Source organism: Pseudomonas sp. LAP_36, assembly GCF_019456785.1.
In the GTDB taxonomy this organism is placed as follows: domain Bacteria; phylum Pseudomonadota; class Gammaproteobacteria; order Pseudomonadales; family Pseudomonadaceae; genus Aquipseudomonas; species Aquipseudomonas tritici.
Window position 1 is genome coordinate 1,074,368 of the sequence record NZ_JAHZMS010000001.1, and the last position, 22,974, is coordinate 1,097,341.

The 22,974-nt window shown below is 60.1% G+C and carries 19 protein-coding genes; 8 read left to right on the top strand and 11 right to left on the bottom strand.

Annotated elements, in window-relative coordinates; genetic code table 11:
- Window positions 1-71: 71 nt before the first annotated feature.
- Complete coding sequence (locus JBO08_RS05025) at window positions 72-1,418, bottom strand: class II 3-deoxy-7-phosphoheptulonate synthase (protein WP_049709292.1); 1,347 nt, start codon at window positions 1,416-1,418, stop codon at window positions 72-74.
- Window positions 1,419-1,541: 123 nt separating this feature from the next.
- Here JBO08_RS05025 and JBO08_RS05030 point away from each other — a divergent pair, with 123 nt between their 5' ends.
- Window positions 1,542-2,297 (top strand): spermidine synthase, encoded by a 756-nt coding sequence (locus tag JBO08_RS05030; protein WP_049709291.1) that lies wholly within the window; start codon window positions 1,542-1,544, stop codon window positions 2,295-2,297.
- A gap of 151 nt (window positions 2,298-2,448) precedes the next feature.
- Here the strand turns inward: JBO08_RS05030 and JBO08_RS05035 are convergent, their stop codons facing one another.
- Window positions 2,449-3,240 carry a crotonase/enoyl-CoA hydratase family protein gene (locus tag JBO08_RS05035; protein WP_220074452.1) on the bottom strand — a complete coding sequence of 264 codons (792 nt, stop codon included), beginning with the start codon at window positions 3,238-3,240 and terminating at the stop codon, window positions 2,449-2,451.
- Between the two features lie 423 nt (window positions 3,241-3,663).
- Between JBO08_RS05035 and JBO08_RS05040 the strand changes: the two genes are divergently transcribed.
- Complete coding sequence (locus JBO08_RS05040) at window positions 3,664-5,337, top strand: DEAD/DEAH box helicase (RefSeq protein WP_065872724.1); 1,674 nt, start codon at window positions 3,664-3,666, stop codon at window positions 5,335-5,337.
- Window positions 5,338-5,543: 206 nt separating this feature from the next.
- Here JBO08_RS05040 and JBO08_RS05045 read toward each other — a convergent pair whose 3' ends face one another.
- Complete coding sequence (locus JBO08_RS05045) at window positions 5,544-6,311, bottom strand: class III extradiol ring-cleavage dioxygenase (RefSeq protein WP_065872723.1); 768 nt, start codon at window positions 6,309-6,311, stop codon at window positions 5,544-5,546.
- A gap of 103 nt (window positions 6,312-6,414) precedes the next feature.
- Here JBO08_RS05045 and JBO08_RS05050 point away from each other — a divergent pair, with 103 nt between their 5' ends.
- Window positions 6,415-7,071 carry a thiopurine S-methyltransferase gene (locus JBO08_RS05050; RefSeq protein ID WP_220074451.1) on the top strand — a complete coding sequence of 219 codons (657 nt, stop codon included), beginning with the start codon at window positions 6,415-6,417 and terminating at the stop codon, window positions 7,069-7,071.
- 269 nt (window positions 7,072-7,340) lie between these two features.
- Here the strand turns inward: JBO08_RS05050 and htpX are convergent, their stop codons facing one another.
- Both htpX and JBO08_RS05060 read right to left on the bottom strand, forming a co-directional pair.
- Window positions 7,341-8,228, bottom strand: coding sequence for a protease HtpX (gene htpX / locus JBO08_RS05055; RefSeq protein WP_034102803.1), 888 nt, complete (start codon window positions 8,226-8,228; stop codon window positions 7,341-7,343).
- 304 nt (window positions 8,229-8,532) lie between these two features.
- A complete protein-coding gene (locus JBO08_RS05060; protein WP_065872721.1) occupies window positions 8,533-9,744 on the bottom strand; it encodes a pyridoxal phosphate-dependent aminotransferase in 1,212 nt (403 codons plus the stop codon).
- 201 nt (window positions 9,745-9,945) lie between these two features.
- Between JBO08_RS05060 and msrB the strand changes: the two genes are divergently transcribed.
- The 3 genes from msrB (at window position 9,946) to JBO08_RS05075 (ending at window position 11,401) form a co-directional block, all read left to right on the top strand.
- Entirely contained in the window at window positions 9,946-10,338 is a 393-nt protein-coding gene (msrB, locus tag JBO08_RS05065; RefSeq protein WP_049709285.1) for a peptide-methionine (R)-S-oxide reductase MsrB, read from the top strand.
- 101 nt (window positions 10,339-10,439) lie between these two features.
- Window positions 10,440-10,925: a glutathione peroxidase gene (locus tag JBO08_RS05070; RefSeq protein WP_049709284.1), complete on the top strand. Its 486-nt coding sequence runs from the start codon at window positions 10,440-10,442 to the stop codon at window positions 10,923-10,925.
- Window positions 10,922-11,401 (top strand): MarR family winged helix-turn-helix transcriptional regulator, encoded by a 480-nt coding sequence (locus JBO08_RS05075; protein WP_065872720.1) that lies wholly within the window; start codon window positions 10,922-10,924, stop codon window positions 11,399-11,401. Before JBO08_RS05070 ends, JBO08_RS05075 begins: the two co-directional genes overlap by 4 nt.
- Here the strand turns inward: JBO08_RS05075 and JBO08_RS05080 are convergent.
- The gene (locus JBO08_RS05080; protein ID WP_065872719.1) at window positions 11,355-13,664 is read right to left on the bottom strand and encodes a response regulator; all 2,310 of its coding nucleotides are present in this window, start codon (window positions 13,662-13,664) and stop codon (window positions 11,355-11,357) included. The two genes, JBO08_RS05075 and JBO08_RS05080, sit on opposite strands and share 47 nt — an antisense overlap.
- A 163-nt stretch (window positions 13,665-13,827) precedes the next feature.
- On the opposite strand from JBO08_RS05080, the gene JBO08_RS05085 reads away from it, so the two are divergent.
- Both JBO08_RS05085 and JBO08_RS05090 read left to right on the top strand, forming a co-directional pair.
- Entirely contained in the window at window positions 13,828-14,718 is an 891-nt protein-coding gene (locus JBO08_RS05085) for an ATP-binding protein (RefSeq protein WP_049709281.1), read from the top strand.
- Complete coding sequence (locus JBO08_RS05090) at window positions 14,715-15,197, top strand: GAF domain-containing protein (RefSeq protein ID WP_065872718.1); 483 nt, start codon at window positions 14,715-14,717, stop codon at window positions 15,195-15,197. Before JBO08_RS05085 ends, JBO08_RS05090 begins: the two co-directional genes overlap by 4 nt.
- Here JBO08_RS05090 and JBO08_RS05095 read toward each other — a convergent pair whose 3' ends face one another.
- The 5 genes from JBO08_RS05095 to JBO08_RS05115 form a co-directional block, all read right to left on the bottom strand.
- Window positions 15,198-18,857, bottom strand: coding sequence for a transporter substrate-binding domain-containing protein (locus tag JBO08_RS05095; RefSeq protein ID WP_065889474.1), 3,660 nt, complete (start codon window positions 18,855-18,857; stop codon window positions 15,198-15,200).
- 8 nt (window positions 18,858-18,865) lie between these two features.
- Entirely contained in the window at window positions 18,866-19,492 is a 627-nt protein-coding gene (locus tag JBO08_RS05100) for a response regulator transcription factor (RefSeq protein WP_065889472.1), read from the bottom strand.
- Between the two features lie 249 nt (window positions 19,493-19,741).
- Window positions 19,742-20,143 carry a response regulator gene (locus tag JBO08_RS05105; RefSeq protein WP_065872715.1) on the bottom strand — a complete coding sequence of 134 codons (402 nt, stop codon included), beginning with the start codon at window positions 20,141-20,143 and terminating at the stop codon, window positions 19,742-19,744.
- Between the two features lie 171 nt (window positions 20,144-20,314).
- Window positions 20,315-21,646: a deoxyguanosinetriphosphate triphosphohydrolase gene (locus JBO08_RS05110; RefSeq protein WP_065872714.1), complete on the bottom strand. Its 1,332-nt coding sequence runs from the start codon at window positions 21,644-21,646 to the stop codon at window positions 20,315-20,317.
- Window positions 21,647-21,717: 71 nt separating this feature from the next.
- A complete protein-coding gene (locus JBO08_RS05115; protein WP_065872713.1) occupies window positions 21,718-22,881 on the bottom strand; it encodes an EAL domain-containing protein in 1,164 nt (387 codons plus the stop codon).
- Window positions 22,882-22,974: the final 93 nt, after the last annotated feature.

Genomic DNA, 22,974 nt, shown 5'->3' on the forward strand with positions numbered 1-22,974 from the left:
CACATTTGGAGCGCATTCCCCTGTGGGAGCCGGGCTTGCCCGCGATGGCGTCGGCTCAGTCGACAAAAATCTCAGCGCTTGACCTGCTTCAACGTCTCGGCAATCAAAAACGCCAACTCCAGCGACTGATCAGCATTCATCCGCGGGTCGCAATGGGTGTGATAGCGGTCCGACAAACCATCTTCAGTAATCGGCCGCGCGCCGCCGATGCATTCGGTGACGTTCTGCCCGGTCATTTCGATATGAATCCCGCCGGCATACGTCCCCTCGGCCTGGTGCACCTGGAAGAATTCCTTCACCTCGCCCAGGATCTGCGCAAAGTCGCGGGTCTTGTAGCCGCTGCTGGCCTTGATGGTGTTGCCATGCATCGGATCGGAGCTCCACAGCACCTGCTTGCCCTCGCGCTGTACCGCACGAATCAGGCCTGGCAGGTGGTCGCCGACCTTGCCGGCGCCCATGCGCGCGATCAGGTTGAGGCGGCCGGGGTCGTTGTCCGGGTTGAGGATGTCGATCAAGCGGATCAAGTCATCCGGGTTCATGCTCGGGCCGACCTTGACGCCGATCGGGTTGTTCACCCCGCGCAGGAATTCGACGTGGGCACCGTCCAACTGGCGCGTACGGTCGCCGATCCACAGCATGTGCGCCGAGCAGTCGTAGTAGTCGTTGGTCAGGCTGTCACGGCGCACAAAGGCTTGTTCGTAATTGAGCAGCAGCGCTTCGTGGGCGGTGAAGAAGCTGGTTTCGCGCAGTTGCGGCGAGCTGTCCATGCCGCAGGCGCGCATGAAGGCCAGGGTTTCATCGATGCGGTCGGCCAGTTGGCTGTATTTTTCGGCCAGGGCGGAGTTGGCGATGAAGTCCAGGTTCCACTTGTGCACCTGGTGCAGGTCGGCAAAACCGCCTTGGGCAAACGCGCGCAACAGGTTGAGGGTGGCGGTGGACTGGTGATAGGACTGCAACAAGCGGTCCGGGTCCGGCACGCGGCTTTTTTCATCGAAACCGATGCCGTTGACGATATCGCCACGGTAGGCGGGCAGGGTGATGCCGTCGATGGTCTCGTCGTTGGCCGAACGCGGCTTGGCGAACTGGCCGGCCATGCGCCCGACTTTGACCACCGGGCAGCCGGCGGCGAACGTCATCACAATGGCCATCTGCAGCAACACCTTGAAGGTGTCGCGGATTTTTGCGGCGGAGAATTCGGCAAAACTCTCGGCGCAATCGCCACCTTGCAGCAGGAACGCGCGTCCCTGGGTCACTTCGGCGAACTGACGACGCAACTCGCGGGCTTCCCCGGCAAACACCAGCGGCGGGTAGCTGGCCAGGCTCTGCTCCACGTGCAGCAGGTGCGCAGCGTCCGGGTACTGGGGTTGTTGCTGGATCGGCAGGGCGCGCCAGCTGTCGGGGCTCCAGGGTTGGCTCATCATGCACTCGATTGTTGATTGACGGTCGGGCGCCAATGTTATCAGCAATTAGTGCGTGACCTGTTGCCGCCGGTTGGCCGACAATCGCGCCTTTGCCGTGCAGCAAACCCTTTAGGAGTAGTGATGACCGAGGAGCGTGTCGAGCGCCTGCTCGCCGAAGTCCATGATGATTTCGGCATGATCCGTGTGCTCGAAGTGGCCGATTACCGTTTTCTCGAGTTCGGCGATGCCATCGAGCAAAGCTGCGTGTTCACGGCAGACCCGAGCTGGCTGGAGTACGACTACACCCGCGCGATGCTGATCGGCGCGTTGTGCCATGAGCAGCCGGAAAGCGCGCTGTTCCTCGGCCTGGGCGCCGGCACGTTGACCCAGGCGTGCCTGAAGTTCCTGCCGCTGGAGGACGTGGAGGCCATCGAGTTGCGTCCCGACGTACCGCGCCTGGCCATCGAATACCTGGGGCTGGACGATGACCCACGGCTGTATATCCGCGTCGGCGACGCGCTGCAATTGCTCGACACGGCTGAGTCGGCCGACCTGATTTTCGTCGACCTCTACACCGACGTCGGCCCCGGCGTCGGGCACCTGGCCTGGACCTTCCTGGAAAACTGCCAGAAAAAACTCAACCCCGGCGGCTGGCTGGTGATCAACCAATGGGCCACCGACGATGGCAAACCGTTGGGTGCGGCGTTGTTGCGCGGGTTGTACCACCGGCATTACTGGGAATTGCCGGTGAAGGAGGGGAATGTGATTCTGCTGGTGCCTTCGGAGTTGGATCAGGAACTGGACCTTGGCGCGCTTTCGGCGCGTGCTGAAGCGCTGGCACCGCGGTTGGGCTATTCGTTGCAGTCGCTGATCAAGGCGATTCGGCCGGCTACTTAGTTGCCTGGAACGACGCCATCGCGGGCAAGCCCGGCTCCCACATTCGACCGCATTCCTACAGGATGCACGCAGTCAAAATGTGGGAGCGGCGGTTCGACGCTTCGACTTGCCCGCGATGAGGCCATCACTGTCGACGGCTAATTCAGGTTGTTCATATACCCTTGAACACCCCCGGCCGCTTCTCAATCATCGCCCGCACACCCTCCTTGGCATCCTCGCTGTTAAGCAACTTATCCACCACTGGCGGCAAAGCCGCTGCCGCGACGGCTTCGCCTTCCATGTGCGCCAGCCGTGCCGACATCAACGTGGCTTGCACACCCAACGGTGCCTGGCGCGCAATACGGTTAGCCAGTTCGACGGCGCGCGGCAGCAAATCTTCGCTGGCCATTACTTCCTGCACCAAACCCAAGCGCAGCGCGTCATGGGCATCGAATTCATCGCCGGTCAGCAGCCAGCGCATCGCATTGCCCCAGCCGGCGATCTGATGAAAGCGCAGCGTCGCGCCGCCAAACGGAAAAATCCCACGCTGTACTTCCATCTGCGCAAAGCGCGTATTGCTTGCGCACAGGTTGATGTCCGCCGCCAGCATCAGCTCGATACCGATGGTCAGGCAGTAGCCCTGGGCCGCGACGATCACCGGTTTGCTCACGCGCGGGCCGGCAAACACGCCCCAGGGATCGCAGCCCCCCAGCGGTGGTTGCCAGCCGCCGGCCATCACCGCGCTGACATTGGCCAGGTCCAGCCCGGCGGTAAAGTGATCACCATGGGCAAACACCACCGCCACCCGCGCATCGGCATTTCGATCAAATTCACCATACGCCAGGCTCAGCGCGTTGAGCAGGTCCAGGTCGAAAGCGTTGCGTTTGGCTACCCGGTCCAGGCCCAACAGCAGGACATGGCCCTGCAGTTCTCGGCTGACGCGGCTGCTGCTGGCTTGATTCATCGGGTGTGCCCTCGGGCGCGGGGAAGTGTTTCAGACCAAAGGGTCGGAAGGGTTGGGTGAACCGTTTAAGCGTAATGACCAACAGGGCCGGGCCTTTGAAAAATAGACCTTACGCGTGTTATCTGCAAAGACTGTGACGCAACGCGGTTTATCAGTGCTTTACGATAAAAAAAGCTCCCTTTTTCAGCTATTTCCGGTATAGTGCGCGCCGGCCTTTAACCGGGCCGCGTTTAGGTAGCGCAATTCCCCGAAGTCAGCTTCGGCTGCACGTCCGCACAGCGGACTCTCCCTTGACGAATCTTTTTCATTCATTCGTTTTCGCAAATCCCCGCCGACAAAGCAGCCAGGGCGACTCTTGAGTCTCAACACGGCATGCGCAGCTTTGGAGCATGGGTCTTTGCGGATGCACTTAGAGGCAGACCCATGACCCAGGAAACCGGCGGCTTCGCCGCTTTTAATCTTAACCCGAACATTCTCGCTGCCGTCATCGCGACCGGCTACGAAGAACCTTCGGCGATTCAGCAGCAATCGATCCCGATCATCATGGCCGGCCAGGACATGATTGGCCAGGCGCAAACCGGTACTGGTAAAACCGCCGCGTTCGCCCTGCCTATCCTGCACTGCATCGATCCTGCCAAGCGCGAACCGCAAGCCCTGATCCTGGCGCCAACGCGTGAGTTGGCGCTGCAAGTAGCAACCGCTTTTGAAACCTACGCCAAGCAAATGCCTGGCGTTACCGTTGTGGCCGTTTACGGCGGCGCGCCGATGGGCCCGCAACTGAAAGCAATCCGTAACGGCGCACAGATCGTTGTCGCCACCCCGGGCCGTCTGTGCGACCACCTGCGTCGCGACGAGAAAGTCCTGTCGACCGTGAACCACCTGGTTCTCGACGAAGCTGACGAAATGTTGAAGCTGGGCTTCATGGATGACCTGGAAGTCATCTTCAAGGCGCTGCCACCAACCCGTCAGACCGTACTGTTCTCGGCCACCCTGCCACAGTCGATCCGTGCCATTGCCGAACGCCACCTGCGCGATCCGCAACACGTGAAGATCCAGACCAAGACTCAGACCGTTACCGCGATCGAACAGGCTCACCTGTTGGTTCACGCTGACCAGAAGACCTCGGCTGTATTGAGCCTGCTGGAAGTCGAAGACTTCGACGCCCTGATCATGTTCGTGCGCACCAAGCAAGCGACCCTGGACCTGGCCAGTGCCCTGGAAGCCAAAGGCTACAAAGCCGCTGCGCTGAACGGTGACATCGCCCAGAACCAACGTGAGCGCGTGATCGACTCCCTCAAGGATGGCCGTCTGGACATCGTTGTGGCGACCGACGTGGCTGCACGTGGTCTCGACGTTCCACGTATCACCCACGTGTTCAACGTTGACATGCCGTACGATCCAGAGTCCTACGTTCACCGTATCGGCCGTACCGGCCGTGCCGGTCGCGAAGGTCGTGCACTGCTGCTGGTGACTCCACGTGAGCGCCGCATGCTGCAAGTGATCGAGCGTGTGACCGGTCAGAAAGTCGCCGAAGTCCGCCTGCCGGATGCCCAGGCCGTTCTGGATGCTCGCATCAAGAAACTGACCAACAGCCTGTCGCCGCTGGTGGCTGACGCTGAATCGACCCACGGCGAACTGCTTGACCGCCTGACCGCCGATATCGGTTGCACCCCACGTGCCCTGGCTGCAGCCCTGCTGCGTAAAGCGACCAACGGTCAGGCCCTGACCCTGGCAGCCATCGAGAAAGAACGCCCACTGGTGCCGAACAACGCGCCACGCGGTGATCGTCCAGAGCGTACTGGCGACCGTCCAGACCGTGGTGATCGTGAGCGTCGTGCTCCGGTTCCATTGGCTGAAGGCCGTGCTCGTTGCCGTACCGCGCTGGGCGCGCGTGACGGTATCGCTGCCAAGAACCTGCTGGGCGCTATCCTCAACGAGGGTGGCCTGGCACGTGAAGCCATCGGTCGCATCCAGGTCCGTGACAGCTTCTCCCTGGTGGAGCTGCCGGAAGATGGTCTGGAAAAACTGCTGACCAAGCTGAAAGACACTCGCGTTGCCGGTAAGCAGTTGAAGCTGCGTCGCTACCGCGAAGATTGATCCGCCCTTGGGCTGATTGATCACACATAAAAAATCCCCGACTGGTTCGGGGATTTTTTTTGCCTTGGATTCAGGCTGTGTCCGGATCAGCACCCAATCCAATGTGGGAGCTGGCTTGCATGCGATAGCGATGTATCAGTGATAAATGTGCTTGACTGAACCACCGCCATCGCAGGCAAGCCAGCGCCCACAAGAGGAGGCGTTCGTTAGTCGAAGCGGTAAATGTCCATTCCTAGGGCGCCCATGGTGAACCCCTGGTGCGCCACGCTGAAATCGCCACCGGCGCCACGTGCAAAGTACAGCGGCAACAAATGCTCATCGCTGGGATGGCTACGTACCGCATGCGGTGCCTGACGGCGATAGTCGTGCAGCGCGGTCTCATCGTTGGCCGCCAGCTTATCCACCACCCAGTCCCGGAAATCCTGCGCCCAGGGCTCTATGCTCTCAGGCCCCGCGTGCCAGTCCAGTTCGCCCAGGTTATGGGTGATGCTGCCCGAGCCGATCAACAGCACACCTCTGTCGCGCAGGCTGGCAAGCGCATGCCCGACCCGCGTCTGCAGGGCAGGGCCCATACGGCTGGGCAGGGAAACCTGCACCACTGGAATGTCTGCCGCCGGGTACATCAGCGACAACGGTACCCAGGTGCCGTGGTCGAACGGGCGTTGGTCGTCTATGCGTGCATTCAAATCATCGGCGTGCAACAACTCGACTATTTCGCCGGCCAACTGCGGATCGCCCGGCGCGGGGTATTGCACGGCAAACAATTCGCGGGGGAAGCCACCAAAATCGTGCCAGGTGTCAGGCGCGGCGCTGCCGCTGACCAGCAGCTCATGGCTTTCCCAATGCGCCGACACCACCACGATTGCCTTCGGCCGTGGTATCTCGGCGGCAAGTCGCTGAAGCGCCGGGCCGCTGGCGCCGGGTTGCAGGGCGAGCATGGGCGAACCGTGGGAGATAAACAGGCTGGGGAACATAAGTGGGGTCCTGAGCGTTAACATGGGCCCATCTTTAATCAGATCATTGATCTAAATCTAATATAAGTTTTAGCACCATTTGATCGAATTTTTGGGGGCATCCATGGAGCCTGAGTTTTGGCGGGAGCGCTGGGCGCGCAATCAGATCGGCTTTCATTTGCCCGAGGTCAATCCTTACCTGCAACGGCACTGGCCGAAGTTGGCCCTCGCCGAGGGCGCCAAAGTGCTGGTGCCATTGTGTGGCAAAAGCCTGGACCTGATGTGGCTGGCCAGCCTGGGGTTTCGGGTGCTGGGCGTGGAGCTGTCGGAACAGGCGGTGGAAGCCTTCTTCACAGAGCAGAGTCTGACACCGCGAGTCACCGAACGAGGCGCCTTCAAGGTGTATCAGGCGGATTTGATCGAAGTATGGTGCGGCGATTTCTTCGCCTTGGACGCGCAAGTCCTGGCTGATTGCACCGCGCTCTATGACCGCGCCGCGCTGATCGCCCTGCCACCGCTGCTGCGTGCGCAGTATGCCGAACACCTGAATACGCTTTTGCGGCCGGGTTGCCAGGGGCTGCTGATCACCCTCGATTATGACCAGACGCAAAAAGCCGGCCCGCCGTTTGCGGTGACGCATGATGAGGTGAAGGTGCTGCTTAGCTCGCATTGGGCCTTGGCGGTGCAGGAAGAGCAAGACATCCTGGGCGAAAGCTGGAAGTTCGTGCAGGACGGCGTTACGCGGCTTGAGGAACGGGTGTATCAGCTGGCGATGCGCTGAGCCCGCGATGACCACAGAGTAGGGTAGTGAGCGGGCTTGTCCCGCGCTGGGCTGCGGAGCGGCCCCAATAAGGCCGCTGCGTTTCTTCAGGTAAAGCTCGATATCAGGTTTTTAGGGCCGCTTCGCAGCCCAGCGCGGGGCAAGCCCGCTCACTACAGGATGCTTCTGCGTCTTCAAAAGAGGTGTAGATAGCTATGCCGCGATGGTCAAGGACGTACCCACGAAAAAGGGGCGATCAGATCGCCCCTTTCGGTGTCACTACCGAGCTATCAGCCCCGACGACGCAGTGCGTCGATACGCTCTTCCAGTGGCGGGTGGCTCATGAACAGGCGAGCCATGCCCTGCTTGATGCCACCGTTGATACCAAAGGCCGTCAGGCTGTCCGGCATATGCACCGGCAGGCCCTGTTCGGAGCGCAGGTGTTGCAGCGCTGCAATCATCGCCCCGGTACCGGCCAGGCGGGCACCGGCTTCGTCTGCGCGGAATTCGCGTTTGCGCGAGAACCACATGGTGATCGCGCTGGCCAGGAAGCCCAGCACCACTTCGGCGAAGATGGTTGCCACGAAATAGGCAATACCGCGGCCTTCTTCGTTCTTGAAGATCACCTTGTCGACAAAGTTGCCGATGATCCGCGCGAAGAACATCACGAAGGTGTTCACCACGCCTTGGACCAGCGCCAGGGTGACCATGTCACCGTTGGCCACGTGGCCGATCTCGTGGGCCAGCACCGCCTTTACTTCATCGTACGAGAAGCGTTCCAGCATGCCCTGGCTGACCGCAACGAGTGCGTCGTTTTTGTTCCAGCCGGTGGCAAAGGCGTTGGCTTCATAGGCCGGGAAGATCCCGACCTCGGGCATCTTGATGCCGGCTTCTCGGGACAATTGCTCGACGGTCTGCAGCAACCATTGCTCATGCCGGGTACGTGGCTGGGTGATCACCTGGGTGCTGGTGCTCATTTTCGCCATCCACTTGGAGATGAACAGCGAGAACAGCGAGCCGGCAAAACCAAAGACCGCACAGAAAACCAGCAGCTGATTGAGGTTCAGGTCAACCCCGTTGGCCGCCATGAACCCATTGAAGCCGAAAAGGCTCAAGGTAATGCTGGCAATCAGCACGACCGCAAGGTTAGTGGCCAAGAACAGCAGGATGCGCATCATGGTTGTAGAGTTCTCCTCATGCTTAATATGTCGCGTACTGCGGGGTATATAAGGTGCGGCATGGGGTGATTCAACCGAGCGACTATTTCAAACTGTGTCCTACAGCCTGAATGTAGAGCCTTGAAGGGATTTTCCGACGTAAAAAAGACCCCCTGATCGGTTCACCTATACCTTCCAGCCCAGTAATTATAGGGGGGAGATAGCTTTTGCTGCGCCAGCAAACGGCTGCAACGGAGAAGGGGCAGAGAAGTGTTGCCAGATACTCGCTGTACGACCGATTGTCGATCGTACAGCGCCGTTTCCGTTACTGGCGATAGGACTTGAGGAAGCTACCGATGCGACCAATGGCCATCTCCAGGTCATCCACACGCGGCAATGTGACCACGCGGAAGTGATCCGGCCACGGCCAGTTGAACGCCGTGCCTTGCACCACCAGCAGTTTTTCCGAGAGCAGCAGGTCGAGCACAAACTTCTCGTCGTTGAGAATCGGGCACACCTTCGGGTCGATCCGTGGGAAGGCGTACAGCGCTCCCATGGGTTTCACACAGCTCACGCCCGGGATGGCGTTAAGCAGTTCCCAGGTGCGATTACGCTGTTCCAGAAGGCGACCTTGGGGCAAGACCAGGTCGTTGATGCTCTGGTAGCCGCCCAGCGCGGTCTGGATCGCGTGCTGGCTCGGCACGTTGGCGCACAGGCGCATGTTGGCCAGCATGTCGATACCTTCGATGTAACTTTGCGCGTTGTGCTTGGGGCCGGAGATGGCGATCCAGCCGGAGCGAAACCCCGCCACGCGGTAGGACTTGGACAGGCCGTTGAAGGTCAGGCACAGCAGGTCTGGCGCCAGGGACGCGGTGCAGATGTGCACCGCGTCGTCGTAGAGGATCTTGTCGTAGATCTCGTCGGAGAACACCACCAGGTTGTGCTGGCGCGCCAGTTCGAGCATGCCCAGCAACACCTCCCTGGAATACACGGCGCCGGTCGGGTTGTTCGGGTTGATAATCACCAGGGCCTTGGTGTTCGGGGTGATCTTGGCCTTGATGTCGGCCAGGTCCGGGAACCAGTCGGCGCCTTCGTCACACAGGTAGTGCACCGGGTTGCCACCGGCCAGGGTCACGGCGGCGGTCCACAGCGGGTAGTCCGGCGCCGGCACCAGCACTTCGTCGCCATTGTTGAGCAGGGCCTGCATGGACATCACGATCAGCTCGGACACGCCATTGCCCAGGTAGATGTCTTCGATGCCAACACCTTCGACCTGCTTTTGCTGGTAGTACTGCATCACCGCTTTACGCGCGCTGAACAGGCCTTTGGAGTCGCTGTAGCCCTGGGCGGTGGGCAGGTTGCGGATCACGTCCTGGAGGATCTCGTCCGGCGCCTCGAAACCAAAGGGCGCCGGGTTGCCAATGTTCAGCTTGAGGATGCGATGGCCTTCCTCTTCCAGGCGTTTGGCGTGCTTGAGCACCGGGCCGCGAATGTCATAGCAGACGTTGGCGAGCTTGTTCGATTTGCTGACCTGCATGGCGATGTGATCCTGAAAATGAACGATCCAGACGGTGTGGACACTACCGTACTGTGAATCCCGCGGGGCCGCCCCCATAAATACGTTTGAATGCCGGTAGCGCGGGTGCCAGACTGGCGTTTTGAAGAGGCGCAATCATACGTGCCGCCTGATCTACGGAAAAGACACAGATCAGGCTTTTTCAGTTGCCGAGGTGTACCGATGGAAAAGCTGCAGAAGACCATTGATGAATGGAAAGCCATGCTCGACCCCGAGCAGTACAACGTATGTCGTCTCAAGGGTACCGAGCGACCTTTCAGCGGCAAGTACAACGGCACCAAGACGGACGGTGTGTACCACTGCATCTGCTGCAACGAGCCGCTGTTCGATTCGACCACCAAGTTTGATTCCGGCTGCGGCTGGCCCAGTTTCTACGCGCCGATTGCCGACAGCGCGATGATCGAAATCCGTGACGTCAGCCACGGCATGATCCGCACCGAAGTCACCTGCGCCAAATGCGATGCCCACTTGGGCCATGTATTCCCCGACGGTCCGCCGCCGACTGGGCTACGTTATTGCATCAATTCGGTGTGCCTGGACCTCGTCCCGCGATAAACACATCGTCTGATATCGGCCTATCATTCTGGTCAATTGAATTGAACACAATTGAATTGATCACTATGTTTATTCTTTCTTTCCGTTATCGAGGCACTGCCATGAGCGACAACCTGCTGAGCATCCCTTGCACCACCATCAAAGGTGAGCAAAAGACCTTGGCCGATTTTGCCGGCAAGGCCATCTTGGTGGTCAACACTGCCAGCAAGTGTGGCTTCACCCCGCAGTACAAGGGCCTGGAGCAACTTTGGCAGCAGTACAAGGACCAGGGGCTGGTGGTACTGGGTTTCCCTTGCAACCAGTTCGGCAAGCAGGAACCGGGTAACGAAGGGGCGATCTCCGAGTTCTGCGAGCTGAACTTCGGCGTCAGCTTCCCGCTGTTCAAGAAAATCGACGTGAATGGCAGCGATGCCCACCCGTTGTTCGTGCAACTGAAACAACAGGCCCCGGGCCTGCTTGGGTCCAAAGGCATCAAGTGGAACTTCACCAAGTTCCTCATCGGTCGTGACGGCCAGGTAGTCAAGCGTTTTGCCCCGACCACCAAGCCGCAGGACCTGACTCAAGAGATCGAAGCCCTGCTCAAATGAGCGTATCCCTGGCCCTCGATAACCAGCTGTGTTTCAAGCTCTACGCTGCGTCCAGGGCGGTGACCCGCGCCTATAAGCCGATGCTGGATCAACTGGGCCTGACCTACCCGCAATACTTGGTGATGCTGGTGTTGTGGGAATGGCACGACACAGCCCCCGCGCAACCCACGGTCAAGGCCTTGGGCGAACGCTTGATGCTGGATTCCGGCACGCTGACGCCGTTGCTCAAGCGCCTTGAGCACCTTAAGTGGGTCAAGCGCCAGCGCAGCGCCAAGGATGAGCGAGAAGTGCACCTGAGCCTCAGCGAAAGCGGTGTGCAGTTGCGCGACCAGACCCATGCGCTCAAGACCCGGCTGCTGTGCGACAGCGGCATCGACCTGAACCAGGCCGATGCCTTGCGCGACGGCTTGGACCAGTTGCTGCTGCAGATCAGAGACGTGTCGTCTTCGGCACCCACACGTCCAGCAAAGCGCTGAGTTCCTCGCGCCGAAACGGCTTGGCCAGGTAGTCATTCATGCCCGCAGCCCGGCAACGCTCGCGTTCTTCGGAAAGGGCGTTGGCTGTCAACGCGACGATCGGCAGTTCCGGCCAGCGCCCGCTGCGACGGATCTGCCGGCTGGCTTCGTAACCGTCCATCACCGGCATATTGCAGTCCATCAACACCATGTCGAAGTGTTGTTCTTCAAGAAACTTGAGCGCCTCCCCACCGTGGGCGGCCACGATCACTTCACACCCCAGTTTGCTGAGCATGCCTTTGGCCACCAGTTGGTTGACCGCGTTGTCCTCCACCAGCAGGATGCGCGCCCGGCGTGCCAGGGGCACGGCTTCTATCTGGATGGGATCAAGGATGAGTGGGTGATCGCTGCGCAAGTTACGTTCCAGGATTTGATACAGCGCATTGCGGCTCAGCGGGCGCGCCTGTTGCTGCAACGGCGCCAGTGCCGCGACTTCTTCGCTGGGCATGAAATTGCCATAGGCGGTCACCAGCAGGATCGGCGCGGTGATGGAAGGCCGCAGGCGGAACAGGCATTCGGGGCAGTCGGTGATCAGCAAGTCCGGCGTTTGCCCGCTTAAATCCTCATCACGCGGGTAGCAGCGCGGTGTCAGCCCCCAGTGGGGCAGGAGGGTGGTCAGCAGTTCCGTCAGGCCGCTGCCGGCACTGGTGATGGCGATCACCTCACCCTTGAGCGGCACCTGTTGAACGGCGGGCAAATGGATCGGCAACGGCAGGTCGGCGCAGAACTGGCTGCCGAAGCCGACCTCCGAACTGATGCTCAGTCGGCCTTTCATCGCTTCGCACAGGTTGTGCGTCAACGCCAAGCCGAGACCCGTGCCGCCAAACTGGCGTGTGATACCGGCTCCGGCCTGGGTGAACGGTTGGAAAATCTTTACCTGGGCTTCCTGCGCAATGCCGATGCCGGTATCACAGACCTCGATGCGCACTCGGCCATCCAGCGCGCTGAGGCGCACATCGACCCGGCCGAAGCGCGTGAATTTTAAGGCATTGGACAGCAGGTTACTGACGATTTGCCGCACACGGGTCGGGTCGCCCAGCACCTGGGCGGGAAACTGCGGGTCGATCAGGCAGGTCAGTTCGACACTGGGTGCCGCGTTTTGTGACAGCAGGTTAGCGGTGTCCTCCACCAGCGAGCCGAGGTCGAAGGGGATGTGTTCCAGCTCCAACTGGCCAGCATCGAACTTGGACAGGTCGAGGATATCGTTGAGCAACTCCACCAGCACTTTGCCCGAGTCATGGGCAATAGACAGTTGCTGGCGCTGCTCGGCATTGAGCGGGCTGTCCAGCGACAGCGCGATCATCCCCAACAGGCCGTTGAGCGGGGTGCGAATCTCATGGCTCATGTTGGCCAGGAACGCCGCACGCGCCTGGGCCATGCCCAATGCATGCATCTTCGCCGCTTCCAATTCGTCGTTGGACTGGCTCAGCCGCTGGTTGCTGGCCTTGAGCTCCAAGGTGCGCGCGGAGACGATGTCCTCCAATTGCCCCAGGTATTCGGTCAGTCGGTCTTCCGCGTGGCGGCGTTGCTGGATCTCCGTCTCCATGTTTTCGAACTGTTGGTTGGCAACGTTCACCAGTACGCCGATTTCGTCGTGTTCATGGCCCGGCGGGCAATCCAGGCGTGCCTGCCTGCGGTTGCTCAGCTCGCGAATAATACGCACCAGTGGCTGGGTCAGCATGACGTAGAACAGACCCAGCAGGATGCCGGTCAGCAGCAGGCTGCGGGCAAACCCGTTGAGCAGGGTGATCTCGGCACGGCGCAGGAAGCGGCTGCCAAAGGCATAAGTGTCCACGTCCAGCCGTAGCACGCCGAGGGACTCGTTGGGCATAGGGTTCAGGAACAGCCGATCTTCAAACTGGCGGTTGGCCCCAAACAGAAAATCGCTGAGGGGGCGGTAGGTGCTTTCTTTGCGCGGCCGGTCGACATCGGCCAGTACCACGCCATTATTGTCGATCAACTGGGCATGGATGATGGCGGGGGAGTGCAGCAGGCCCAGGGTCAGTTCCTGGGCCAGTTCGGCGTCGATGTTGTAGGCGATGCGTGACGCGGGGTTGTGGCTGATTTCGATCAGCGAGCGAATTTCACGGTTGATGGATGCGTCTTCGCTGGCATAATCAATGCCGATTTGGATCAGGCTGAGCAAGGTTCCCAACACGAAACCGACCAGCACAGTCAATCTGGCTTGTTTATAAGACAAGCGGTGGGCGAACTTGATATCCATTGAGTGTTGAACCACTTTACGTTTCCCTTCGCCCGGCAAGCATAGCTGAACATCCACAGGCTCTGGCTTACCCGGCATGAATCGTTTTTTACGCAGCCTCGTGCGGTCTGCCGCAGGGCTGCCAATACGCCATCTTTTGCAAGAACTTGCCAGAGGAATAATTGTGGATTCTCGATTGAGTGCCTTTCTTGAGCGGGCCGATGCAGTGCTCGCCCGCCTCGAACCCTTATTGCCTGCACCACGCCAAACCATTGATTGGAACCAGTGCCTGGCTGCCCGCTGGCAGCGCGAAGGCCGCAGTGGTTTCCTGTTGCCGTTGGACGTGAGCCTGGACATGCGCCTGTCGGACCTGATCGGTGTCGACAAGCAACGTGAAACACTGGCGCGCAACACCCAACAATTCATCGATGGCCTGCCCGCCAATCATGCGCTGCTATGGGGCTCGCGTGGCACGGGTAAATCGTCGATGGTGCGCGCCTTGCTGGCACAGCACGCCAAGGCCGGTTTGCGCCTGATCGAGATCGAACGCGACCATCTGGCCGACCTGCCGCGTGTGGTCGAGCAACTGCTCAAGCTGCCGCAGCGTTTTATCCTGTTCTGCGACGACCTGTCATTCGAGGCCGGTGAAGGCGATTACCGTGTGCTGAAAAGCGTGCTCGACGGCTCTCTCGAACAGGCCCCGGAGAACGTGCTGCTGTACGCCACTTCCAACCGCCGCCATTTGGTGCCGGAAAACCAGAGCGACAATGACAACTGGAAACGCGTGGATGGTGAATTGCACCCAAGCGAAGCGGTGGAAGACAAGATCGCCTTGTCCGACCGTTTTGGCTTGTGGCTGTCGTTCTACCCGTTTACCCAGGAGCACTTCCTAGATGTCGTGGAGCACTGGATCGGCGAACTGGCGAGCAAGGCCGGTTTGCAGTGGCAGCGCGATGAAGCGCTCGACATTCTTGCGGTACGCTGGGCTACCGGACGTGGCAACCGCAACGGTCGTTGCGCGTACCAATTCGCTCGTTACTGGGTCGGCCTCAAATTACTGGAACGTCAACCATGATTGATTTACAAAGCGCCGGTACTGGCCTTGATGGCTATGCCATGCTCTGCGCGCAACTGGAGTCGCTGCTGGCCGATGAGCGAGATTTCATCGCCAACAGTGCGCAGTTTTCTGCCTTCCTGTTCAACCAGCTGGACGATTTGAACTGGGCCGGCTTTTACCTTAACCGTGACGAAGAGCTGGTGCTTGGCCCGTTCCAGGGCCAGATCGCCTGCGTGCGCATACCGTTCGGCCGCGGGGTGTGCGGTGCGGCGGCGGCGACGCGGCAGACCCAGCGTGTGGAGGATGTGCATGCGTTCCCAGGGCATATCGCCTGTGACAGCGCATCGAACAGCGAGCTGGTGGTACCCCTGGTCAAGGACGGCAAATTGATCGGCGTCCTTGACCTCGATAGCCCGTCGTTGGCGCGTTTTACCCCCCAGGACCAGGCGGGCATTGAACGGCTGGCAGCAATTTTCCTGCGCTTGACCAACTGCTGATCACGTAAGGGGCGGCAGCCGCCCCTTGCTGGCATCGAGTGCTTGAAGCTGCATCTGCAGTAACCTCTCCAGTTCCATCATGAGCTTTTCCAAGGATTTCGCACTGGCTTCAATCAACGCCCAGTCATCACCGCGGGCACAGGCTTGTTCAAGGGTTTCGCACTGCCTGGCCAATGGGGTCGCCTGAACAATACGGGCAGCGCCTTTGATTTTGTGAGCTTGCTCGATGATTTCCTGGAGCGGGGCATGTGCACTGATCAGCGCCGTCAGTTCCTGGCGATCATGTCGGCTGCTGCTCAACAGTTCCTCCAGCAAACGCCAGCTCAACTGTGGATCGCCGCCGGTCAGGGCCTCGAAGTTGCCGAGGTCCAGGTACAGGTCGCTGGGTTGAGGGGCGATCTTCGCCAGTTGTCGCTCCAATGCCGTCAGGCTGATCGGTTTGAACAGGCAATCGTTCATACCGGCTTCGGCGCAGCGTTGCTTCTCTTCGGGCTGGGCATTGGCGGTAAAACCCAGTACCACGCACGGTGCGAGTTGCTCACGCTGTTCGTATTCCCGGATCGAGCGACTCAGCTCGTAGCCATTCATGATGGGCATGTTGCAGTCGGCGATGATCAGGTCGAAGCGTTCCTGGCGCCAGGCCTGGAAACCGGTGGCGCCGTTCTGGGCGGCGGTGAACTGGTGTCCCAGGTAACCCAGTTGCTGGCACATCAGCAAGCGGTTGGCGGGATGATCGTCCACCACCAGCACATTGAGCACTGGCGCGGTCGCAGGGGCTTCGGGTTTCGGTTCGACCGTTGCCTGTTCCGGCTGCAGGCGCGTCATGTTCAAGCTGACATGCACCTGAGTGCCCACCATAGGCACGCTGCTCAGGCTCAGTTGCCCGCCCATCATTGCGCACAGGCTGCGGCAGATCACCAGCCCCAGGCCGGCACCGCTCCTGGCGAGCTGCCCGGAATTGTCGGCCTGGGCAAAGGGTTCGAACAGGCGTAACTGGTCATCCCGGCTGATACCTATCCCGGTGTCCTCGACCACCAGTTTCATCTCGACTTGCTGCGCCAGCTCGGTGGGCAATACCTCAACCTTGATTTTGACCTCGCCGCGCTCGGTGAACTTGATCGCGTTGCTGACGAGGTTGGACAGCACCTGCTTGAACCGCAGCGGGTCGATCAACACATCGGTGTCATCCAGGTTGGGCTTGAACTCAAGGGACAGGCTGAGGGTTTTCTGGCGGGCCAGGCCGTCGAACACACGCACCACCGACTCGATCACCTCTCGCAGGTTGACGCGTTCCGGCGCCAGGCTCAGGCGCCCGGATTCGATGCGCGCGATGTCGAGGATATCGCCGATCAGCTCCAGCAGGTCCTTGGCCGAGTTGTACGCCACTTCGATGGCCGGGCGATCAAGATGGCCCTGGTCGGCACGCTTGAGGGTCAGTTCGAGCATGCCAATCACCGCGTTCATCGGTGTGCGGATTTCATGGCTCATGGTGGCGAGGAACGTGCTCTTGGCCCGGTTGGCTTCGTCGGCGCGTTCTTTGGCGGCGCGGATTTCGTCGAACAGTTGGCGTCGCTCGCTGATGTCAATCCAGCCACCAATGATGCCCTGCACCTCTGCGGTAGAGTCGCGGTATGGCAGGATCCAGTGGTAGATCGTCAGTTTTTTTCCGTGGATATGCAGGGTGCGATCAAGGATCAGCGGGTTGCCTTCGGCCATCACCCGCTGGTAATCGGCGTGATATTGAACCGCGTCGGTTTCAAGGGCCTCACTCATCTGGATGGCGCTTTTGCCGATCACATCCTCGCGTTTGACGTCGAATACCTGCAGGTAGCTGTCATTGCAGGTCTGCAGCAAGCCTTTACGATCTCGCACGTAGATCGGATGCGGGGTTTCATTGACCAGCGCACGCATGAACTCGAACTGGTCACTGAGCGCGCGCTCGGCCATCTTGCGGTGTTTGATCTGGCGACGCATATAGGCGTTCCAGCCCAGGGAGACCAACAGCAAAAGGCCCGTACCAATGATGATGCGTGCGATCAGTTGATGATAGTTGCGCCAGTAGCTATCGGAGGCGGAGGTGTAGCCTCGCCAGCGACTGTTGATCACCCCCAGTTCATCCGGGGCGATGCTCAGCAAGGCCTTGTCGAGAATCGAGCTGAGTTCGGTGGCACTGCGTGCGGTTGCCAGGGCAAACGTGGCGGGAAAGGTGCCGATACTGGTGCTGATCTGAAGTTTGTCCTGGAACATCTGGGACGACAGGAAGTAGTTGGCGACTACCAGTGAGTTCACTGCGCCTTCGACATGCCCTTGGGCCAGCATTTCCGAGGCCTTGAACGTGTCGCTGGCGTTGACCAGATGCACCTCTGGGAAGTCGCGGCGCAGGACGGTTTCCAGCGGGTTACCCGGCGTAATTGCCAGGCGCTTGCCGGCCATCTGCTCCAGGTTCGAGGGCGCATCGGGCTCTTTCCGGGTCAGCAGCACATAGGAATTTTCCAGGTAAGGTCGGCTGAAATTCAGCTGCGCTTCCCGTTCAACGCTGGGCACGATTGCGCCGATGATGTCGACTTTGCCGGCGTCCACCTGTTCGATCATCGCATTCACGTCACGCCCGCGCTCAATGTCGAAACGCAGCCCGGTGCGCAGGCGAACCAACTCCAGCAGATCGGCGGTAATGCCACGAAAATTGCCGTCGGTATCGAAGAACGTCAGGGGGGCGAAGGTTTCGTTCACCGCCACCTTCACCACCGGGTGGTCCTTCAGCCAACGCTCCTCACGTTGAGTCAGTTGTAGCTTCTCGTCGGTCAGCAGGATGTCGCTGCCGGCGCTCCAGCGCTTGGCGATCGCGTCCCGTTCAGCGGTAGGCACGGCCGTCATTACCGCATCGACGATACTCAAGAGGGTGCGCTGCTGCTGGGGCATGGCAAAGCTGAACCCATAGGCCTCGTGCTTGCCGAAATTGGCCATGCGGATGTTCTTCAGGTAGCCCTTGTTGATCATGTAATGGGTGGAAATGGTATCGCCGAGAAACACGTCCGCCTGGTCGAATGCCACCGCATTCAAGGCATTTTGATAAGAGGGATAGACGCGGATGCGCGCCTCGGGGTAAAGCTTTTCCACCTCGCCCAGTGGCAGGTAGTGGTAGACCAGAGCCAGGCGCATCCCGGCCAGGCCATCCTTCAGGCTGCGGGTCTCACCTTCGCGGGTGACCAGTACCGGCTGGTCCACTGCATAGGGTTCGGACAGCGTGAGATTCGGGTTTGCCGCCTCAAAGCCGTTGGACGAGCCCAGCAGGTCGATATCCCCCGCTTCAAGGGCGCGGATCGCGGCCTCTCGGGAGGGGTAGCGCAACACTTTCACCGGCAGTGCCAGTGCCTTGGACAGCAGGCCGGCGTAATCAGCGGTGAGTCCCTCGTAGTCGCGGCCGCTGGACGTGAGGTCAAAGGGCGGATAATCAGGGGACGCAGTGCCCAGCACCAACTCCCGCTTGTTTTGCAGCCATTGGCGTTGGGCCTTGTTGAGGTGGGTTTCCAGTTGAACCGAGCCTGCACGGCTCAACAAGGTGAAATGTTCCGGGCTCGCTGGGTGGTTCGCGAGCACGACCGTGCTGAAGCACAAGCCGGCACTCAATGTAATCAGATAGTCCTTTATACGCCTGGGCATCCGCTTTCTCACACTAGCGCGTTTCGTTTTGCCATCTCGATAAGTTCTACCAAGGATTTGGCTTGAAGTTTTTGCATCAGCCGCTTTTTATAAGTGCTTACTGTTTTATTACTCAGAAACATACCTTTGGCGATTTCCTTGTTGGTGCGACCTTGTGCAAAAAGTTGCAATACCATTAGTTCGCGGTCGTTGACGGTCTTGAATAATTCGAGTTCCTGGGATTCCACACCCTCTACACCATTGCTGTTCAGTGCCTGGCTCGGGAAATAGTTGTAGCCGGACAACACCGCGCGAATGGCGCTCAGCAACTCACTCAAATCGCCTTCCTTGCACACGTAGCCATCGGCGCCCGAGCGCATGCAGCGTGTGGCGAAGAGGGTGGGGGACTGGGCTGTCAGGATCAGGGTCTTCATTGACGTGTTCATCGCGTTGAAGCGGCAGAGCACTTCCAGCCCATCCAGCTTGGGAATGCTGATGTCCAGGATAATCAGGTCAGGCAGGCATTCGCGGACCATTTGTATGGCGTCGCAGCCGTTATCCGTTTCGCCCACCACTTTGTACCCTTCGTGCTCCAGTAACATTCGGATGGCAAGTCGTATAACAGGGTGGTCATCGATAATAAAAACTGAGTTCATGATCACATTCCATGCAAGTGCAAATAAAGCGGGCACATTAGCTTAGAAGAGGAGGGAGGAGCATGAGTCGAGGGGGAAGTAGATATAAAACAGGAAAAGTCCTACATGAGAAAAGGTAAATGCCTACCGGCTGCTAAGGCGTTGTGAAGCGATATGTCAGTGCGGTGGCAGTGAGTGAACTAAATGCTGCTGTCATGGATTTAACGGGTGCGGCGCCGACGTTTTTCGCCAGTCCATGATGTTTAATTCCTACATTTGTAACTTAAGTAAAGGGCACAGCAAGTGCGCAAGTTCATTCTTGTTCAGTGGCTTTGATAAGTAACCGAGTAGTGGCAGGCCACGATCTGCCGCTTGGGATATCAGGCTGGCGAGTTCCGCCACGGGCAATCCGCTCAGCAGGATGGCGGTCGTGGTAAAGCGTCGGCGGCTGGCGATATCAATCAGTTCGAGTCCGGGCAGGTCAGGCAAGCATTGGTCACAGAGGATGATGTCGAAAGGCTCCTCGGCCCGTGACATCAAACAGATTGCCTGCTCGGCGTTTTCGGCTGGCGTCAGCCGGGCGAAGCCGAAGCTTCTGAGCAGGCACTGGGTGGCGAGAAGTTGAAAAGGATGATCCTCCACCAGCAGGATACGAAGTGGGTAGTTGGGCATTGGGGGCCACGCGGTGAGTCAAGCGTCGATGGGGGCGCGTAGGAACAGATCGCCAGGGTCGCCGGGAGCGTGCGTGATTATTCATCGGGTGGTTGTGCGAATTCGATCAGGCCGCTCTGTTCCCTTTGTAGGCAGATTCCTTTCAGGAAACAGGCGACGTGATCGTGCTCGTTATTGAGGGCTGGAGCGTCCGGTCATTTCCCGCGCCATCTCGGTGGCATAGCTGTCGGTCATGCCCGCGATAAAGTCGATCATGCGTAGGAACGACGCGTGTAACGGCCACTCGGGGTTCGGCGCGTTGTTGCCAAGCAAGTCGAGAATGCGCCGGTTCTTGAACGACGGCGTGCGCCCGCCATGTTGCTCAAGCGCGGCACCGCAGAAGGCGTTCAGGAGAATCTCGAGGGTGGTGTAGGCGCCGATCTCATGCAGGGTCTTGCGCTTGTCCTGAAAGATTTTCTTGCGCGCCATGTCTTTGGCATCCAGGACGCAGCGTTTGGCCGGGCCGTGCATGTGCTCCACCAGATCCCCGGGCAGGGTGCCGGCCAACAAAGCGTCTTGCTGTTCCACGAAGGCCCGTGCCGCCGCGTTGGTCAAATGCTCGATGGCCTTGCCACGCAGGATCGCCAACTTGCGTCGACGGGAGTCCTGGGCGCCGAGTTGGCGATAGGTCTGTGGCAGGTCATCGCCCACCAGGTCCAGCAGCAGCGACTCGACTTCGGTGTACTCCAGCAACTCCATTTCCAGACCGTCTTCCAAGTCGATCAAGGCGTAGCAAATGTCGTCTGCCGCCTCCATCAGATACACCAGCGGATGCCGGGCCCAGCGCTGATCCTCGAGTTGCGGCAGGCCGAGCTTGTGGGCGATCTGCTCGAGGATCGGCAGCTCGCTCTGGTAGCAGCCGAACTTGTGTTTCTTGTACCCCAGCGAGTCCGCGTGCCGGGCGGTCCAGGGGTATTTCAGGTACGTGCCCAGGGTTGCGTAGGTCAGCCGCGTACCGCCGTCGAACTGGTGGTATTCCAGTTGGGTGAGCACACGAAAGCCCTGCGCGTTGCCTTCGAAGTTGAGGAAGTCATTGCGTTCGGCGCTGCTCATGTCGTCCAGCCAGCCGCGCCCTGCAGCCTGCTGGAACCAGTGGCGGATGGCGTCTTCGCCGGAATGCCCGAATGGCGGGTTGCCGATGTCGTGGGCCAGGCAGGCCGATTGCACCACCATGCCCAGGTCGCTCGGGTCGCACCAGTCGGGCAGGGCGCTGCGCAGGGTCTCGCCGACGCGCATGCCGAGGGAGCGGCCCACACAGCTCACTTCCAGGGAGTGGGTCAGGCGTGTATGGATGTGGTCGTTGCTGGAGACCGGGTGTACCTGGGTCTTGCGGCCCAGGCGGCGAAATGCGCCGGAGAAGATAATACGGTCGTGGTCTTTGTGAAACGGGCTACGCCCCAGTTCTTCGGGGCTGTGCAGCGGTTTGCCAAGACGTTCGCGAGTCAGCAGGGTGGGCCAATCCAAGGCGGGTACTCTCCGTACGGTGAATGACCTTCCCAGCTTCCCGGTTCAGCGCGGCCTGGGCAAGCGAAAATCTACAGCCCGGCCGCGTCGATATCGATTAACAGCAAACGCTGACCGTTATCGAAGAATTGTCCGGCCGTGAGGCAATACTGATTGGTGGTCGCGTCGCGGTAGGTCGAAGACAGGGTCAGGCGCCGCTCCTCCCACCCCTCGGCCAGCAGGTGATAGAAGTACGGGCGCCACGACCAGTTATGGCCCAGGTAGCGACTGTCGGCCTGCCAGGCGTCCTGGCGCCACTCGAAGTTGGGGGTCAGCTGCGTGCCATGCCGGTCGCACTGGTAGAAACGCAGCAGCCAGGGAAAGGCCGGCAGTTGCGGCAACTCGCTCAGCGGCGCCTGGGCCTGCGCCCAGGTTTGCAGGATGTTCATCAGCTCTGCCAATTGCTGGCGCAATTGCATGATGCGCCCACGCTCTGCGAGCTTTTGTTGGACGTACGCGGTGCGCAATTGGGCGAAACGCGAGACGAAGGCGTCGGCGGCGAACCAGTCCAGCTGCGCCTGGGCAAACAGATAGCCCTGCACATAGCGCGAACCACACTCCAGGGCGAAGCTTAACTGCGCCTCGGTTTCCACGCCTTCGGCGATGATCCAGCACCCGGTCTTCTCCGCCATTTGCGCCAATGCCCTGACCACTTCGCTGCTCGGCCCGCCGCGGGCGGCGGCCTGGAACAGGCGCATGTCCAGCTTGAGAATATCCGGCTGCAATGCCAGCACCCGGTCGAGCTGCGAATAGCCAGCGCCAAAGTCATCGATGGCGATTCGCGCGCCGGCCTCGCGATAACGCACCACCACGTCGGCCAGGCGCTGGATGTCGCCGCCCAGTTCGGTGATCTCGAACACGATGCGTCGTGGGTCGACGCCATGGCTGTGGATCTGCTTCAGGCTCGGCAAGGCTTGGCCCGGGCGCAGGCGATTGATCCAGCGCGGCGAGATGTTCAAGCTCAGGAACCAATCTTCGGGGGCTTCGTGCAAGCGGCTCAGTGCGTTGTCACGGATCTGCCGGTCGAGACGGCGCAAGGTCACGCCCGGCGTGCGTGGGTCGGCGAACAGCGGGCCCACGGACTGCAAGCGGCCGTCAGCCTGGCGCAGACGGCCCAGGGCCTCAACGCCGGCGATGCGGCCGGTGGCGGTGTCGATAAATGGCTGGAAGCAGGCGAGCGGTTGCCCGTCGATCACGGGGCCTCCTTAAGCGAGGTGGCGAAAAAAAGGCCCGGCCCTCGAAAACGAGGGTCGGGCCGATTCTGTTAGCAAGAATGCAGCCAGCCAGGC

What these genes read in the sequence shown, in the direction of transcription:
- JBO08_RS05040 (WP_065872724.1), top strand. Translation starts at nt 3,664, where the DNA reads ATGACCCAGGAAACCGGCGGCTTCGCCGCTTTTAATCTTAACCCGAAC.
- JBO08_RS05100 (WP_065889472.1), bottom strand. Translation starts at nt 19,492, where the DNA reads ATGAACTCAGTTTTTATTATCGATGACCACCCTGTTATACGACTTGCC.
- JBO08_RS05105 (WP_065872715.1), bottom strand. Translation starts at nt 20,143, where the DNA reads ATGCCCAACTACCCACTTCGTATCCTGCTGGTGGAGGATCATCCTTTT.
- JBO08_RS05050 (WP_220074451.1), top strand. Translation starts at nt 6,415, where the DNA reads ATGGAGCCTGAGTTTTGGCGGGAGCGCTGGGCGCGCAATCAGATCGGC.
- JBO08_RS05080 (WP_065872719.1), bottom strand. Translation starts at nt 13,664, where the DNA reads ATGGATATCAAGTTCGCCCACCGCTTGTCTTATAAACAAGCCAGATTG.
- JBO08_RS05075 (WP_065872720.1), top strand. Translation starts at nt 10,922, where the DNA reads ATGAGCGTATCCCTGGCCCTCGATAACCAGCTGTGTTTCAAGCTCTAC.
- JBO08_RS05090 (WP_065872718.1), top strand. Translation starts at nt 14,715, where the DNA reads ATGATTGATTTACAAAGCGCCGGTACTGGCCTTGATGGCTATGCCATG.
- JBO08_RS05025 (WP_049709292.1), bottom strand. Translation starts at nt 1,418, where the DNA reads ATGAGCCAACCCTGGAGCCCCGACAGCTGGCGCGCCCTGCCGATCCAG.
- JBO08_RS05060 (WP_065872721.1), bottom strand. Translation starts at nt 9,744, where the DNA reads ATGCAGGTCAGCAAATCGAACAAGCTCGCCAACGTCTGCTATGACATT.
- JBO08_RS05070 (WP_049709284.1), top strand. Translation starts at nt 10,440, where the DNA reads ATGAGCGACAACCTGCTGAGCATCCCTTGCACCACCATCAAAGGTGAG.
- JBO08_RS05035 (WP_220074452.1), bottom strand. Translation starts at nt 3,240, where the DNA reads ATGAATCAAGCCAGCAGCAGCCGCGTCAGCCGAGAACTGCAGGGCCAT.
- htpX (WP_034102803.1), bottom strand. Translation starts at nt 8,228, where the DNA reads ATGATGCGCATCCTGCTGTTCTTGGCCACTAACCTTGCGGTCGTGCTG.
- JBO08_RS05095 (WP_065889474.1), bottom strand. Translation starts at nt 18,857, where the DNA reads ATGCCCAGGCGTATAAAGGACTATCTGATTACATTGAGTGCCGGCTTG.
- JBO08_RS05045 (WP_065872723.1), bottom strand. Translation starts at nt 6,311, where the DNA reads ATGTTCCCCAGCCTGTTTATCTCCCACGGTTCGCCCATGCTCGCCCTG.
- JBO08_RS05030 (WP_049709291.1), top strand. Translation starts at nt 1,542, where the DNA reads ATGACCGAGGAGCGTGTCGAGCGCCTGCTCGCCGAAGTCCATGATGAT.
- msrB (WP_049709285.1), top strand. Translation starts at nt 9,946, where the DNA reads ATGGAAAAGCTGCAGAAGACCATTGATGAATGGAAAGCCATGCTCGAC.